Origin of the sequence: Streptomyces sp. AB3(2024) (assembly GCF_041862025.1) — a bacterium.
Classification (GTDB): domain Bacteria; phylum Actinomycetota; class Actinomycetes; order Streptomycetales; family Streptomycetaceae; genus Streptomyces.
Genome location: NZ_JBGWAB010000001.1, coordinates 54,881 through 69,125, shown reverse-complemented (window position 1 = coordinate 69,125; position 14,245 = coordinate 54,881). Strand labels below are relative to the sequence as shown.

Here is a 14,245-nt window from a genome sequence, read left to right as displayed (position 1 = left end):
GAAAACTTCTGCACAGGCCGTCCCCAGGTGACCCGCACTACTCCACAGCTGTGTCCCCAGCTTTTCCCCAGCGGTCCACACACCAAACGTCGACATCCGTGTGACGGCTTTCACTCGGGACGGTGACCGGGGGTGCCTCGTTGCCGAACAGTGGACAACGGTGTGGAGAACCCCTCGCGTCCTGTGCACAGGACGCGGGAACCTGTGGGTCGCCGGTGGACAAAGGAGTAGATGACGCTGTGGACGAAATTTCTGTCCACAGGCTGTGGATGGCGCTTGCGCACAATTCCACAGGCGCCTGACCTGGCCTGATGGGCCCTCAACCAGCACTCCTGTGGATGGATTGTGGGCGACGGAAACTGTCCTCAGGCTGTGGACGGAAGAAAGTCGGGGAATCTGTGGATGACTTGCCTCCTGGGGGGCGCATTCGAACAAGGTGGGGGCGCACGGACGAAGAAGGGCGCCCCCGGTTCGATCCGGGAGCGCCCTGTCTGGGGGTTTGCCCGGGGTCGCGGAGTCCCCTGACGCCGCTGCCGGGGGCCGCCGTCAGCCGTTCTTGATGCGGTTGGTGAGCTCCGTGACCTGGTTGTAGATGGAGCGCCGTTCGGCCATGAGAGCGCGGATCTTGCGGTCGGCGTGCATGACGGTCGTGTGGTCGCGGCCGCCGAACTGGGCCCCGATCTTGGGCAGCGACAGGTCCGTGAGCTCCCGGCACAGGTACATGGCGATCTGCCGGGCGGTGACCAGGACGCGGCTGCGCGAGGAGCCGCACAGGTCGTCCACGGTGAGCCCGAAGTAGTCCGCGGTGGCCGCCATGATGTCGGAGGCGGTGATCTCGGGCGCGCTGTCCTCGCCGCCCGGGATCAGGTTCTTGAGGACGTCCTCGGCCAGGCCCAGGTCGACCGGCTGCCGGTTGAGGCTCGCGAAGGCGGTGACCCGGATCAGCGCCCCCTCCAGCTCGCGGATGTTGCGCGAGATGCGGGAGGCGATGAACTCCAGTACCTCCGGCGGGGCGTTGAGCTGCTCCTGGACGGCCTTCTTGCGCAGGATCGCGATACGGGTCTCCAGCTCGGGCGGCTGGACGTCGGTGATCAGGCCCCACTCGAAGCGGTTGCGGAGCCGGTCCTCCAGGGTGACGAGCTGCTTGGGCGGCCGGTCGGAGGACAGCACGATCTGCTTGTTGGCGTTGTGGAGCGTATTGAAGGTGTGGAAGAACTCCTCCTGCGTCGACTCCTTGCTCGCGAGGAACTGGATGTCGTCGACCAGCAGGATGTCCATCTCGCGGTAGCGCTTGCGGAAGGCGTCGCCCTTGCCGTCGCGGATGGAGTTGATGAACTCGTTGGTGAACTCCTCCGAGCTCACGTACCGCACCCGCGTACCGGGGTAGAGGCTGCGCGCGTAGTGCCCGATGGCGTGCAGCAGGTGCGTCTTGCCGAGGCCCGACTCCCCGTAGATGAAGAGGGGGTTGTACGCCTTCGCCGGCGCCTCGGCGACGGCCACCGCGGCCGCGTGCGCGAAGCGGTTGGAGGCGCCGATGACGAAGGTGTCGAAGAGGTACTTGGGGTTCAGCCGGGCGGTCGGCTCCAGCGGGCCGGAGGTGGAACCGCCGGACGGGGCCGGCGGGGGCGCGGGCCGGCCGGGGGCCGGGCGCGGGGCGGGCTGCTCGTACTTCTGCTGCTCGTACTTCTGCTGCTCGTACTTCTGCTGCTCGTACTTCTGCTGTTCGTACTTCTGGGATTCGTACGGGGACTGCTCGTACTTCTGCTGCTCGTAGGAACCCTGGTCGTAGGAGTTCTGCTCGTAGCCGCCGGGCTCCTGCTGCTGGAGGTACCCGGGCTGCGGGGAGGCGTAGGGGTCGCGCTCGGGGAAGCCGCCCAGACGCGGCTGCTGCCAGCCGTAGTCGTCCTGCTGGCCGCCGCGCGGCCAGGCGCCGGGCTCGGGGCGCTGCTGCTGGTACTCCGGGTAGGCCGGGCGGGCGGTGGGGAGCTGGTCCTCGCCGCCGGGGCCGGTGTGTCCGCCGGGGCGCTGGCCGCCGTACGGCTCGTAGCCCTCGCGCTGCCCCGGGGCCGACGGCGCCGGGGGCGCGGGCTCGCCCGCGGAGTCGTCCACCGTGATCGCGATCCGGATGGGCCGGCCGCACTCACGGCTGAGGGCATCGCTGATGAGCGGGGCCAGGCGGCCTTCGAGAACCCGCTTGCCCCATTCGTTGGGGACGGCGAGCAGGGCGGTGTCGGCGACGAGGGCCAGTGGCTGGCATCGTTCCACCCACTGCTTGTCCTTGGGCTCGATGCCCTGCTGACCCTCCCCGAGCAGATTCTCGAGCACGCGTGGCCACACTGCGGCAAGATCGGCGGGTACGTCAGCCACAGAGCACGCTCTCTCACAGGTCCCGGTCCCACGAATGTGTGGTTCTTTGGGACGGTCGGGACAAAAATCCGGGATCAGTCAACGGTAGTCAGGCCGGTGGGTACGGTTCAAGTCGTTGTCCACAGCCTGTGCACAGTGTGGGGCAGGGCGGGCTCGGTTTGACCGGATGGCGTAGCCGCGCGTACCGTAACGAGGTCGAGTTGTCGATGGCTGCTGCCGCCTGCCTACCGATGGGCGAAGATCACTGATCGTGATCGTTTAGCGGTGTCCACTCGGGCGAACACGCGAGTTCCTCGTGGGCGCACGGTGACAGCCAGGCGATGTAACGCCACACACGATTCATTCTCTGGAGCCCCCGAGTGAGCAAGCGCACCTTCCAGCCGAACAACCGCCGTCGTGCCAAGACCCACGGCTTCCGTCTTCGGATGCGTACCCGTGCCGGTCGCGCGATCCTCGCGAACCGCCGCAGCAAGGGCCGCGCCGCCCTCTCCGCGTAACAACACGCAGGTCGTGACGTTGTGCTGTCTCCCGAAAATCGGCTGAGGCGGCGTGAAGACTTCGCGAGCGCGGTACGACGGGGCCGGCGGGCAGGACGCCCGCTCCTCGTCGTCCACCTACGTACCAGCGGTGCAACGGACCCGCACGAGCCGGGGGAGATCGATCCCTCGCCGCGTGCGGGTTTCGTCGTCAGCAAGGCCGTAGGCATAGCGGTCGTCCGCAACCGGGTCAAGCGTCGCCTGCGTCACCTCGTCCGCGACCGGCTGGCCCGGTTGCCCGCAGGTAGCCTGGTGGTGGTGCGGGCCCTGCCCGGAGCGGGTGATGCCGGCGCCGACGAGCTGGCTCGTGACCTGGATGCCGCCTTGGCGCGGCTACTGGGAGGCGTCGCTCGATGAAGTACCCGCTTCTCGCCTTGATCAAGCTGTACCAGTGGACGATCAGTCCGCTGCTCGGGCCGGTGTGCCGCTATTACCCGTCGTGTTCGCACTACGGGTTCACGGCCATCGACCGGCATGGTGCGGTGAAGGGGACGGTTCTGACCGCCTGGCGGATCCTGCGGTGCAATCCGTGGTCCCCGGGTGGTGTGGATCATGTCCCACCCCGGAAACGCCCGCGTTGGCACGAGCAGCTGCGCAGTGCGTTGCGTAGATCTCGCAATGCTCAAGGAGCCTGATTAGTGGACACGATTGCCAGTCTGTTCAGCTTTATCACCACCCCCGTGTCATGGGTCATCGTCCAGTTCCACTCGCTGTACGGGGCGATCTTCGGCCCGGACAGTGGATGGGCCTGGGGCCTGTCCATCGTGTCCCTGGTGGTACTGATCCGTATCTGCCTGATCCCGCTCTTCGTGAAGCAGATCAAGGCGACGCGGGGCATGCAGGCGCTCCAGCCGAAGATGAAGGCGATCCAGGAGCGCTACAAGAACGACAAGCAGCGTCAGTCCGAAGAGATGATGAAGCTGTACAAGGAGACGGGTACCAACCCGCTCTCCTCGTGCCTTCCCATCCTGGCGCAGTCCCCGTTCTTCTTCGCCCTGTACCACGTGCTTTCGGCCATCGCCAACGGTCAGACCATCGGCGTGATCAACCAGTCGCTGCTGGAGAGCGCCCGCCAGGCGCACATCTTCGGCGCCCCGCTGGCCGCGAAGTTCACCGACAGCGCCGAGAAGGTCGCCTCACTGGGCGCCTCGATCACCGACGTGCGCATCGTGACCGCCGTCATGATCATCCTGATGTCGCTGTCGCAGTTCTACACCCAGCGCCAGCTGATGGCGAAGAACGTCGACCTCTCGGTCAAGACTCCGTTCATGCAGCAGCAGAAGATGCTGATGTACATCTTCCCGCTGATCTTCGCGGTGATGGGCATCAACTTCCCCGTCGGTGTCCTCGTCTACTGGCTGACCACGAACGTGTGGACCATGGGTCAGCAGATGTACGTGATCAACCAGAACCCGACGCCGGGCAGCAAGGCGCAGGACGAGTACCTGACCCGTCTCCTGAAGCACGTCTCCACCCACGGGGACGTCAAGGGCCGGAGCAAGAAGAAGATCGTCGCGGCGATCGTGGCCAAGGGCCCGGACCGCAACGACAACGAGCGCAAGTTCATCACCTCGCTGACGAAGCAGGGCATGGCCGCGCAGGCGGACGGCTCCGTGATGAAGAGTTCTGAAGCCACCGCTGATGCGGACGCTGCGAGTGGCGGTCTCGCCACGAAGCGGCAGCAGCCCAAGCGGCAGACGAAGTCGAAGCGACAGACGCCCCCCAGCAAGCCCTCCAAGAAGTAAGAAGGAGTCCCTCCCGTGACGGAAGGCACCACCACCGCCGCCGCTGAGAGTGGCGACACCCTGACCCGCCTGGAGCAGGAGGGTGAGATCGCGGCTGACTACCTTGAGGGTCTGCTGGACATCGCGGACCTGGACGGCGACATCGACATGGACGTCGAGGCCGACCGTGCCGCGGTGTCGATCGTGAGCGACTCCGCCGGCCGCGACCTGCAGAAGCTCGTGGGCCGTGATGGTGAGGTCCTGGAGGCTCTGCAGGAGCTGACCCGCCTCGCCGTGCACCGCGAGACCGGGGACCGCAGCCGGCTGATGCTGGACATCGCCGGTTTCCGGGCCAAGAAGCGCGAGGAGCTCGCGGCGCTGGGTGCCAAGGCCGCCGAAGACGTGAAGTCCTCGGGCGAGCCGCTGAAGCTGGCTCCGATGACCCCCTTCGAGCGCAAGGTCGTCCACGATGCCGTGGCGGCCGCCGGTCTCAAGAGCGAGTCCGAGGGCGAGGAGCCGCAGCGCTTCGTCGTTGTGCTCCCGGCCTGACCGGAACGTTGTGTGTCGGCCCCGTCTGTGTCGCAGACGGGGCCGATGTTTGTAAGCCTGACATGTGAACGGCACGGTATTGGCGTGAGCGGTTCTGTACGGAAGGACGGTCCCCGTGACGGAGGCAGCTGAGCTTCCCCCGGCGCCCGAAGAGGCACGCGCGGTGTTCGGTGAATTTTTCCCGGAAGCTGTGCGGTATGCGGAGCTGCTGGCGGATGCGGGGGTCCAGCGCGGTCTGATCGGGCCGCGTGAGGTTCCCCGCCTGTGGGAGCGGCACCTGCTGAACTGCGCGGTGCTCTCCGAGGTGGTGCCCCAGGGCGTCACCGTGTGCGACGTGGGTTCCGGGGCAGGTCTGCCCGGCATCCCGCTCGCACTGGTCCGGCGGGACCTGAAGATCACCCTGCTGGAGCCCCTGCTGCGCCGTACGAACTTCCTCCAGGAAGCCGTGGAGCTGCTGGGTCTGGACCACGTCACCGTGGTGCGCGGCCGGGCCGAAGAGATGCTCGGCAAGGTTCAGCCGGTGCACGTCGTCACGGCCCGTGCCGTGGCCCCGCTCGACCGGCTGGCCGGCTGGGGTGTTCCCCTGCTGCGTCCGTACGGGGAGATGCTGGCGCTCAAGGGCGACACCGCCGAGGAGGAGCTGGTGGCGGCGAAGGTCGCGCTGAGCAAGCTCGGTGTGGTGAAGACCTCGGTGCTGCAGGTGGGAGAGGGCGTCGTGGACCCCCTGTCCACAGTGGTCCGGGTGGAGGTCGGAGAAAGCCCCGGTGGGGTGAGGTTCGCGGCCAAGCGGGCTAAGGCCGCCCGCGTGGGGCGGGTACGCCGACGCCGTTGATCTTGTCCCTTTCGGGCCGTTGGGTCCTATAGGTCTGGATTTCGGAGTGTCGTAGCGGCCTGAAGACTCCGTCCGGGCATCGTGTTTCACGTGAAACATCGCTCTCTGCTGCACGGAATCATCAGCCGCGGCCGTGCTGCTGCGGCCCCCCGCCCCCGCAAGGGCGCGGGGGGTACGGAGTTGTCCACAACGGTGGATTCATCCACAGGAGTACGGGCCCCGCTGGTTCGCGACCCAGGTGACATGGCAGGCTCTGTTCATCGCGAGCCCACTGCCGAGGAGAGTGACACCGTGCGGTCCGACGCCAACCTTGCGGGGCCGATGGCCGATCCGGTCCCCGGTCCCCGCTCTGAATCGCCGGGCGAGGATGTTTCACGTGAAACGTCCCCGGCTACTGCTGGGGTGGGCCACCTGCCTCCGCCCCTCGTCGACAACGACGACCACGAGGACACCCCCGTCGAACTGGCCGCCCAGCTCGCGGTCGAGACGATCGGTCGGACCGGCGCCGCTCTGCCCCGGCCCGCACGGACCCGGATCATGGTGGTGGCCAACCAGAAGGGCGGCGTGGGCAAGACCACGACGACCGTGAACCTGGCGGCCTCGCTGGCCCTGCACGGTGCCAGGGTCCTGGTGATCGACCTCGACCCGCAGGGCAACGCCTCGACGGCCCTGGGTATCGACCACCACGCGGAAGTGCCCTCCATCTACGACGTGCTCGTGGACAGCCGGCCCCTCCTGGAGGTCGTCCAGCCCGTGGTGGACGTGGAAGGGCTGTTCTGCGCCCCGGCCACGATCGACCTGGCCGGAGCGGAGATCGAGCTGGTGTCCCTGGTGGCCCGCGAAAGCCGCCTCCAGCGGGCCATCCAGGCCTACGAGCAGCCGCTCGACTACATCCTGATCGACTGCCCGCCCTCCCTGGGCCTGCTCACCGTGAACGCCATGGTCGCGGGCGCGGAGGTACTGATCCCGATCCAGTGCGAGTACTACGCACTGGAGGGACTGGGGCAGCTGCTGCGCAACGTCGATCTGGTGCGGGCCCATCTCAACCCGAACCTGCACGTCTCGACGATCCTGCTGACCATGTACGACGGCAGGACGCGGCTCGCTTCCCAGGTGGCCGAGGAGGTGCGCACCCACTTCGGCAAGGAGGTGCTGCGCACCAGTATTCCGAGGTCGGTGCGCATCTCGGAGGCGCCGAGCTACGGACAGACGGTCCTCACGTACGACCCGAGCTCCAGTGGCGCCCTCTCCTATCTGGAGGCGGCGCGGGAGATGGCCCTACGGGGAGCCGGAATCCATTACGACGCCCAGGACGCCCATCCGGGCGCGGGCATGAACAGCACGCAGAGCATGGCGGAGGGGATCCAGTGAGTGAGCGACGTAGGGGTCTGGGACGGGGGCTCGGCGCGCTGATTCCGGCGGCTCCCCAGGAAGCGACGCCCATGGCCGGGGCCGGGTCGACGTCCCCGTCGGCGGTACCGATGCCGGTGTCCGAGCGGGGCATCGCCGCGGCGAAGCTCGCCGTGCTGGCGCAGGAGGCGGCACCCTCAGCGGTCGCCGCCGATGTTTCACGTGAAACATCGGCAGCCGGGGTGCCGGAGCAGGCGAAGGCTGAGGCGGAGGCCGCCCCGGCGGTGGGTGCGACGTTCGCAGAGCTTCCGCTGGACACGATCAAGCCGAACCCGCGTCAGCCGCGTGAGGTCTTCGACGAGGACGCTCTGGCGGAGCTGGTGACCTCCATCCAGGAGGTGGGTCTGCTCCAGCCGGTGGTCGTACGGCAGACGGCCCAGGGCCGGTACGAACTGATCATGGGTGAACGGCGCTGGCGTGCCTGTCGTGAGGCGGGACTGGAGCGGATCCCCGCGATCATCCGGGCCACGGACGACGACAAGCTGCTGCTGGACGCGCTCCTGGAGAACCTCCACCGGGCCCAGCTGAACCCCCTGGAGGAGGCGGCCGCGTACGACCAGCTGCTCCAGGACTTCAAGTGCACGCACGACCAGCTGGCGGACCGGATCGGGCGTTCGCGTCCTCAGGTCTCGAACACCCTGCGTCTACTGAGGCTTTCCGCACCGGTTCAGCGCCGGGTGGCCGCGGGCGTCCTGTCGGCGGGGCACGCCCGGGCGCTGCTGTCGGTGGAGGACTCCGAGCAGCAGGACCGTCTCGCACACCGGATCGTCGCCGAAGGCCTGTCGGTGCGTGCGGTCGAGGAGATCGTGACGCTGATGGGCTCCGAGTCGCCGAGCACGGTGAAGCCGAAGGGCCCGCGCGCGGGAGCCCGGGTCGCTCCGGCGCTCAGTGAGCTGGCGACCCGCCTCTCGGACCGGTTCGAGACCCGGGTGAAGGTGGACCTGGGTCAGAAGAAGGGCAAGATCACCGTCGAGTTCGCTTCGATGGAGGATCTGGAGCGGATCCTGGGCACCCTGGCACCGGGCGAGGGCCGGGTGCTGGAGCAGGGCCCTTCCGGGGAGTAGCCCGTCCGCCTCCGCACCCTGCTCCTTCGGGCGATGTCCACACTCGAAGAAGCAGGGTGCAGTGGTTACGATGCCGTCATGGGTCGTCGGTTGGTACCGCTCACGCTCGACAACCTCCAGGACCTTCCCCGGCGTTGCCGGAGCTGCGTGTTCTGGGAGCTGGATCCCGTCAGCGGGGAAGCCGCCGTGAAGGCGGGTACCCCGGAGCTGGAGAAGGAGGGCTGGATCTCCGCCGTCCTGCTGGACTGGGGGTCCTGCGGCCGGGTGGTCTATGTGGACGAGGTCCCGGTGGGCTTCGTGCTCTATGCGCCGCCGGCCTATGTGCCGCGTGCCGCCTCGTTCCCGACCAGTCCGGTGTCCTCGGACGCGGTCCAGTTGATCACGGCATGGATCATGCCCGGGTACCAGGGCCAGGGCCTGGGGCGGGTGATGGTCCAGACGGTCGCCAAGGACCTGTTGAGGCGGGGCTTCAAGGCCATCGAGGCCTTCGGTGACGCGCGCTGGGAGAGGCCCGCGTGTCTGCTGCCGGCCGACCACCTGCTGGCGGTGGGCTTCAAGACGGTCCGTCCCCATCCGGCCCATCCCCGGTTGCGGTTGGAGCTGCGCACGACGCTGTCGTGGAAGGAAGACGTGGAACTGGCCCTGGACCGGCTGCTCGGTGGCGCTCGGGCGCGGAAGGAACCGGTGCTGCGTCCGCTGTGAGCGGGAGCGGAGGGGCGGGAAGGCTCCGGATACGTGAAACGGGGCCGCCCCTACAGGGGTGGCCCCGTTTCACGTGAAACACGGCAGGGGTCAGACGCTCTTGACCGTGACGAAGTCGGAGAGGTCGCGCAGGATAGCGGCCTTCGGCTTGGCGCCGACGATGGTCTTGACGACCTCGCCGCCCTGGTAGACGTTCAGGGTCGGGATGGACATCACGCCGTAGCGGGCGGCCGTCGCCGGGTTCTGGTCGATGTTGAGCTTGACGATCTCGATCTCTTCGCCGTACTCGGCCGCGATGGCCTCCAGGGACGGCGCGATCTGGCGGCACGGGCCGCACCACTCGGCCCAGAAGTCCACGAGTACGGGCTTGCCGCTGGCCAGGACCTCAGCGTCGAAGTCGGCGTCGGTCACGGTCTTGAGAGCCACAACGGCCTCCTCTTGATACGGGGTGTGGGGTGTGGGGATGAAGCGGAGGTCAGACGGTCGCGGTCGCGTGCTCGGCGTCCGCGAGGGCGGCGAGGAACCGCTCGGCGTCGAGAGCGGCGGAGCAGCCGGTGCCGGCCGCCGTGATCGCCTGACGGTAGGTGTGGTCCACGACGTCGCCGGCACCGAAGACACCGGTGACGTTGGTACGCGTGGAGGGCGCGTCCACCTTGAGGTAACCCTCGTCGTCCAGGTCGAGCTGGCCGGTGAAGAGCTCGGTGCGCGGGTCGTGGCCGACGGCGATGAAGAGGCCGGTCACGGGCAGCTCGGAGGTCTCGCCGGTCTTGGTGTTCCGCAGGGTGAGGCCGGAGAGCTTCTGCTCGCCGTGGATCTCGGCGACCTCGCTGTCCCAGGCGAACGAGATCTTCGGGTCGGCGAAGGCGCGGTCCTGCATGGCCTTGGAGGCACGCAGGCTGTCGCGGCGGTGGACGATGGTGACCGACTTGGCGAAGCGCGAGAGGAAGGTCGCCTCCTCCATCGCGGTGTCGCCGCCGCCGACCACGGCGATGTCCTGGTCCTTGAAGAAGAACCCGTCACAGGTGGCGCACCAGGAGACACCGCGGCCCGAGAGGGTGTCCTCGTTGGGCAGACCGAGCTTGCGGTGCTGGGAACCGGTGGTGACGATGACGGCCTTGGCGCGGTGCACCGTGCCGGCGGTGTCGGTGACGGTCTTGATCTCACCGGTGAGGTCCACGGAGACGATGTCGTCCGGAACGAGCTCGGCACCGAAGCGCTCCGCCTGGCCGCGCATGTTGTCCATGAGGTCCGGGCCCATGATCCCGTCCTGGAAGCCGGGGAAGTTCTCGACCTCGGTGGTGTTCATCAGCGCGCCACCGGCGGTCACGGCGCCTTCGAAGACCAGCGGGTTGAGCGAAGCGCGTGCGGTGTACAGGGCGGCCGTGTAACCGGCCGGCCCGGAGCCGATGATGATCACGTTTCGTACGTCGCTCACGGGTTCTTTCCTCGTCTCTGCGGACTTCTGGGTGCCTACCGGGGGCCGGTGCGGACTCTCACCCCACCCAACGGATCCTACGGCGCGAGCATTCCCCTCAGATCCGCCTCCGGCCGCGAACGTGCCCGGTTCGGCTCCCGAATCCGTCAGTTCCGGGGATAGGTGCTGGTCAGAAGAGGATTTCCGGGGGCCTGCGCCGGATCGTCGGCGCAGCCCGCGGGCACGAGGTAGGCGTCCGCCAGGGACGGGTCATCCGGATGCGGAAGCACGAGGAGATAGACGGGCTTGCCCTCGTAACTGCCCCGCTCGGAGGCGAGCGGGGCCTCGGCACGGCCGGTGGACCGCTGGACGCACGGCGGGACCGACACGGACTCCGGCGAGGCCTGCCGGTCGGAGGGGGCCTGTTGCGGGGAGGTGGTGTCCAGGCCCATGGTCTTGTTGGTCTGGCCCCCGGTCGCCGTGGCGAGGAGCCTCTGGACGTTCCCGCGGAGCCCCTGAGCGGTGTATCCGCCGGTGTCCGCGGACCGGGCGGCGGCGCTGGCCGGGGCGTGGGTGGCGTTGTCGTGGGAGCCGGTGCCGGTGAGGCCGCCGAACAGGTAGACGCCGAGTACGCAGGCGGCGGCCCCCGTCAGGCCCGCGAGGACGGCGATCCGGCGGCGTGCGCGGCGCCGGCCGGGACCGGTTGGGCCGGACGGGTGACCGGAGGGCCGCAGGGCACCGGTCCGGCCGGCCGCGGGTGTCGGTGTTTCACGTGAAACATCGCCACGTGCGTCCGTACCGGCCTCGACCTCGACCTCGACCTCGGCTTCGGCTTCGACGTCGGCTCGGGGTTCGGGGGCGGATGCGGGAGTGGCGGCGCGGGAGGCCGTGGCATCCAGGAGCGCCTCGGCCGCCAGCGCGGCGTCGATGCGTCCGGCGACGGCGGAGGGCATCCGGGACGGCCCCGGGAGGGTGCCGAGGAGGGAGCGGATCTCGTCGAGGGAGGCGCGGACGTCCGCGCACAGGGAGCAGTCACCGAGGTGCCGGCGCACTTCGGCGGTCCGGGACGGGGAGAGCAGCCCTTCGGTCAGGTCGGAGATCTCGGAGACCTCCGGGTGCCGGATCGTGCCGGCAGTGCCGGTCGTCGGGGTCACGGTCGTCCACCTCCGCCCTTCACAACGTCTGGGTCCGGATCCCTCGGCCCGGAGTCCCTGGAGTCTGCCGCAGGTGGGACGGGTGTCCCCGGCGTCCGGTTCCTTCCCCGCTCGGTGGCGGTGTTATCCCCGGCATTCGTGCGCAGATGAGTGAGCATCGGGAGGAGTTTCGCCCGGCCCCGCGCGCACCGGCTCTTCACGGTGCCGGAGGGCACGCCGAGGACCCGGGCGGCCTCCGCGACGGGGTATCCCTGCATGTCGACGAGGACGAGCGCGGCCCGCTGATCGGCCGGGAGGGTGCCGAGGGCGGCCAGGAGCTGGCGGTGGAGGTCCTGGCGCTCCGCGGGGGCCTCGGCGGACTCGTGGGGCTCCAGGAGGCGCTCCAGCCGGTCCGTGTCGTCGAGCGGCGAGGTACGGCGGGAGGCGGCCTTGCGCGCACGGTCGAGGCAGGCGTTGACGGTGATCCGGTGCAGCCAGGTGGTCACGGCCGAGTCGCCGCGGAAGGTGTGGGCGGCCCGGTAGGCGGAGACGAGCGCGTCCTGGACGGCGTCGGCGGCCTCCTCCCGGTCGCCGAGGGTGCGCAGCGCGACGGCCCACAGCCGGTCGCGGTGGCGGCGTACGAGCTCACCGAAGGCGTGGGGGTCACCGTCGACGTGCAACGCCAGGAGTTCCTGGTCGCTGCGGTCGCCGGTCGCGGCTTCGTCCAACGGTGAGCCCCCTCCCCTGGCGTGCGTCAGCCCTTGAACTTCACGTCCGTGATGCCCTGCTTGAAGCCGGCGTTGCTGAAGTTGTCGTAGGGCGCGTACGGCATTGCGGTGATCCACAGGAGCACGTAACGCGTCTTGACCGGGTGCTCGGTGGTCAGGTTGACCGTGGTGTCGCTGGTCTTGGTGCCCGCGATCTTCTTCATGTCGCCGACCGACTTCTTCGGGTGCATGGAGTCGGTCGCGTACAGCGCCAGCGTGGTGTGGTCCCCCTCGAACCTCAGCCCTATCGAGGCGGCACTGACCTCCTGCTCGGAACCGAGGTCGTAGATGATCCCGACACCGGGCTTGATCTTGACATCGGGGCCGTCGACGAAGCTCTTGGTGCGCCAGTACGTCGAGGAGTCCCCGTCGAGGGTCTTGGAGACTCCGTCCTCGTTCTGCGGGGTGCCGTCCGGGTAGTACTCCGCAGCTCCCTTGACCGAGAGCGGGACGGGGTCCTTCTTCTCCGGGCTGTCGTCCGACTTCTGCTGCTGGGTGTGCGTGGTCTCGCCGGTGCCCTGCTTCCCATGGCCCAGGAGCGCGTCCGCGAGCTGCCAACTGCCCAGGCCGAGGGCGGCGATCAGGAGGGCGGCGACGCTCCACTTGAGGGCGCGGCCGGTGCGGCTCTGCAGCGGGGCCGGCGGGGGCACGGGCACGGAGATCGGCGCCGTGGGCATGCCGACGGGGGCCGGGCGACCGTAGCTGCCCTGCTGGTAGGTGGTGTGCTGGTACTCCGGAGGGGCCGTGAAGGCGGGCTCGGGCGGCCGGATGCGGGGCATCGCGGCGACGGCCTTGGAGAGCTCCTCCGGCGTGGTGCAGGCGGGCTCCTGACGGGACGCGGTGGCGCCGTCGTTGGCGAGGGCGCGCATGGCGAGCTCGCCGAGACCCCGGTGGACACCGGCCCGGACCTGGTCGGGCGCGAGCAGGCCGACGCCCTTGGGCAGGCCGCGCAGGCCGTACGCGTCGTCCTCGTAGGGCCAGCGCTGGGTGAGGGCGGCGTACAGCAGTGCGCCGATGGCCTCGGTGTCGGCCCGCTGCGGGGTCTCGCTGGTGATGCCGCGCAGGGCGGCGTTCACGGCGAGGCCGCGGATGCGGTACTGACCGGTGGAGGTGCGCAGTATCGCGCTGGGCGTCAGGCGCAGGTGGGCCAGGCCCTCGCGATGGGCGGCGGCCATGGCCTGGGAGACCTGGCTGACCAGCTGGTAGGCGTCGTGGGGCTCCAGCGGGCCGGCCGCGAGGAGGGCGGTGAGCTCGGTTGCGTCGGGCAGCCACTCGTGGACGACGTAGACGAGGTCGTTCTCCTCCACGGCGTCGAGGACCTGGACGAACCGGGGGTCGCCGAGCAGGGCGGAGGAGCGGGCGGCGGCGAGTACCGTGCGGGCCCGCGGGTGGTCGGCTGGGAGCAGGTGGACGCCCACCGCGCGGCGGAGCTTCTCGTCCATCGCCCGCCAGCTGCTGAATCCGTCCAGACGGGTGACGCACTCCTCCAGCCGGTAGCGCCTCGCCAGCTTGTGGCCGCTGTGGAGTTCGGGTGCGGCCGTGGGGGCCGTACTTCTGCGTTCGCCGTCCTTCTCGGGCATGGATCCGTCCGCGGCTCGTCCGTTCTGGGTGTCCACCCCGTCGGCCGTGGCCTTGACCGCGTGTGCGGTCAGCGGCTCTTCGCCGCTGTTGTCGGCCACGTCGACGGCAGCCGTGCTACGTTCCGCCACCGTCGTCCCTGCCTCCCCATCCGTTGCGCGCTGTCGGC

The 14,245-nt window shown here is 69.1% G+C and carries 15 protein-coding genes; 9 read left to right on the top strand and 6 right to left on the bottom strand.

Features of this window, described 5'->3' with window-relative positions; genetic code table 11:
- Positions 1–546 precede the first annotated feature (546 nt).
- Positions 547–2,325 carry a chromosomal replication initiator protein DnaA gene (dnaA, locus tag ACEPPI_RS00305; protein ID WP_373913215.1) on the bottom strand — a complete coding sequence of 593 codons (1,779 nt, stop codon included), beginning with the start codon at positions 2,323–2,325 and terminating at the stop codon, positions 547–549.
- 401 nt (positions 2,326–2,726) lie between these two features.
- On the opposite strand from dnaA, the gene rpmH reads away from it, so the two are divergent.
- The 9 genes from rpmH to ACEPPI_RS00260 all read left to right on the top strand — a co-directional run bounded on the left by rpmH (position 2,727) and on the right by ACEPPI_RS00260 (position 9,184).
- Positions 2,727–2,864: a 50S ribosomal protein L34 gene (gene rpmH, locus ACEPPI_RS00300; RefSeq protein WP_018547628.1), complete on the top strand. Its 138-nt coding sequence runs from the start codon at positions 2,727–2,729 to the stop codon at positions 2,862–2,864.
- Positions 2,865–2,885: 21 nt separating this feature from the next.
- Positions 2,886–3,260 (top strand): ribonuclease P protein component, encoded by a 375-nt coding sequence (gene rnpA / locus ACEPPI_RS00295; RefSeq protein ID WP_373913214.1) that lies wholly within the window; start codon positions 2,886–2,888, stop codon positions 3,258–3,260.
- Positions 3,257–3,538 carry a membrane protein insertion efficiency factor YidD gene (yidD, locus tag ACEPPI_RS00290; RefSeq protein ID WP_078950077.1) on the top strand — a complete coding sequence of 94 codons (282 nt, stop codon included), beginning with the start codon at positions 3,257–3,259 and terminating at the stop codon, positions 3,536–3,538. Before rnpA ends, yidD begins: the two co-directional genes overlap by 4 nt.
- Before the next feature lie 3 nt (positions 3,539–3,541).
- Complete coding sequence (yidC, locus tag ACEPPI_RS00285) at positions 3,542–4,648, top strand: membrane protein insertase YidC (RefSeq protein WP_373913213.1); 1,107 nt, start codon at positions 3,542–3,544, stop codon at positions 4,646–4,648.
- Between the two features lie 15 nt (positions 4,649–4,663).
- Positions 4,664–5,176, top strand: coding sequence for a R3H domain-containing nucleic acid-binding protein (locus tag ACEPPI_RS00280; RefSeq protein ID WP_030225194.1), 513 nt, complete (start codon positions 4,664–4,666; stop codon positions 5,174–5,176).
- Positions 5,177–5,291: 115 nt separating this feature from the next.
- Entirely contained in the window at positions 5,292–6,008 is a 717-nt protein-coding gene (rsmG, locus tag ACEPPI_RS00275) for a 16S rRNA (guanine(527)-N(7))-methyltransferase RsmG (RefSeq protein WP_373913212.1), read from the top strand.
- 243 nt (positions 6,009–6,251) lie between these two features.
- Positions 6,252–7,379 (top strand): ParA family protein, encoded by a 1,128-nt coding sequence (locus ACEPPI_RS00270; protein WP_373913211.1) that lies wholly within the window; start codon positions 6,252–6,254, stop codon positions 7,377–7,379.
- Positions 7,376–8,482 (top strand): ParB/RepB/Spo0J family partition protein, encoded by a 1,107-nt coding sequence (locus ACEPPI_RS00265; RefSeq protein WP_373913210.1) that lies wholly within the window; start codon positions 7,376–7,378, stop codon positions 8,480–8,482. Before ACEPPI_RS00270 ends, ACEPPI_RS00265 begins: the two co-directional genes overlap by 4 nt.
- 78 nt (positions 8,483–8,560) lie before the next feature.
- The gene (locus ACEPPI_RS00260) at positions 8,561–9,184 is read left to right on the top strand and encodes a GNAT family N-acetyltransferase (protein WP_266840317.1); all 624 of its coding nucleotides are present in this window, start codon (positions 8,561–8,563) and stop codon (positions 9,182–9,184) included.
- Positions 9,185–9,274: 90 nt separating this feature from the next.
- Here ACEPPI_RS00260 and trxA read toward each other — a convergent pair whose 3' ends face one another.
- The 5 genes from trxA to ACEPPI_RS00235 form a co-directional block, all read right to left on the bottom strand.
- Positions 9,275–9,610, bottom strand: coding sequence for a thioredoxin (gene trxA, locus ACEPPI_RS00255; RefSeq protein WP_373913209.1), 336 nt, complete (start codon positions 9,608–9,610; stop codon positions 9,275–9,277).
- A 49-nt stretch (positions 9,611–9,659) separates the two neighbouring features.
- Entirely contained in the window at positions 9,660–10,619 is a 960-nt protein-coding gene (gene trxB / locus ACEPPI_RS00250; protein WP_356216595.1) for a thioredoxin-disulfide reductase, read from the bottom strand.
- 146 nt (positions 10,620–10,765) lie between these two features.
- A complete protein-coding gene (locus ACEPPI_RS00245; protein WP_373913208.1) occupies positions 10,766–11,752 on the bottom strand; it encodes a hypothetical protein in 987 nt (328 codons plus the stop codon).
- A complete protein-coding gene (gene sigM, locus ACEPPI_RS00240; RefSeq protein ID WP_373913207.1) occupies positions 11,749–12,459 on the bottom strand; it encodes an RNA polymerase sigma factor SigM in 711 nt (236 codons plus the stop codon). The genes ACEPPI_RS00245 and sigM overlap by 4 nt, the downstream gene beginning before the upstream one ends.
- A gap of 26 nt (positions 12,460–12,485) precedes the next feature.
- Positions 12,486–14,207 carry a protein kinase family protein gene (locus tag ACEPPI_RS00235; protein WP_373913206.1) on the bottom strand — a complete coding sequence of 574 codons (1,722 nt, stop codon included), beginning with the start codon at positions 14,205–14,207 and terminating at the stop codon, positions 12,486–12,488.
- Positions 14,208–14,245: the final 38 nt, after the last annotated feature.

What these genes read in the sequence shown, in the direction of transcription:
- yidD (WP_078950077.1), top strand. Translation starts at nt 3,257, where the DNA reads ATGAAGTACCCGCTTCTCGCCTTGATCAAGCTGTACCAGTGGACGATC.
- ACEPPI_RS00270 (WP_373913211.1), top strand. Translation starts at nt 6,252, where the DNA reads ATGGCAGGCTCTGTTCATCGCGAGCCCACTGCCGAGGAGAGTGACACC.
- ACEPPI_RS00260 (WP_266840317.1), top strand. Translation starts at nt 8,561, where the DNA reads ATGGGTCGTCGGTTGGTACCGCTCACGCTCGACAACCTCCAGGACCTT.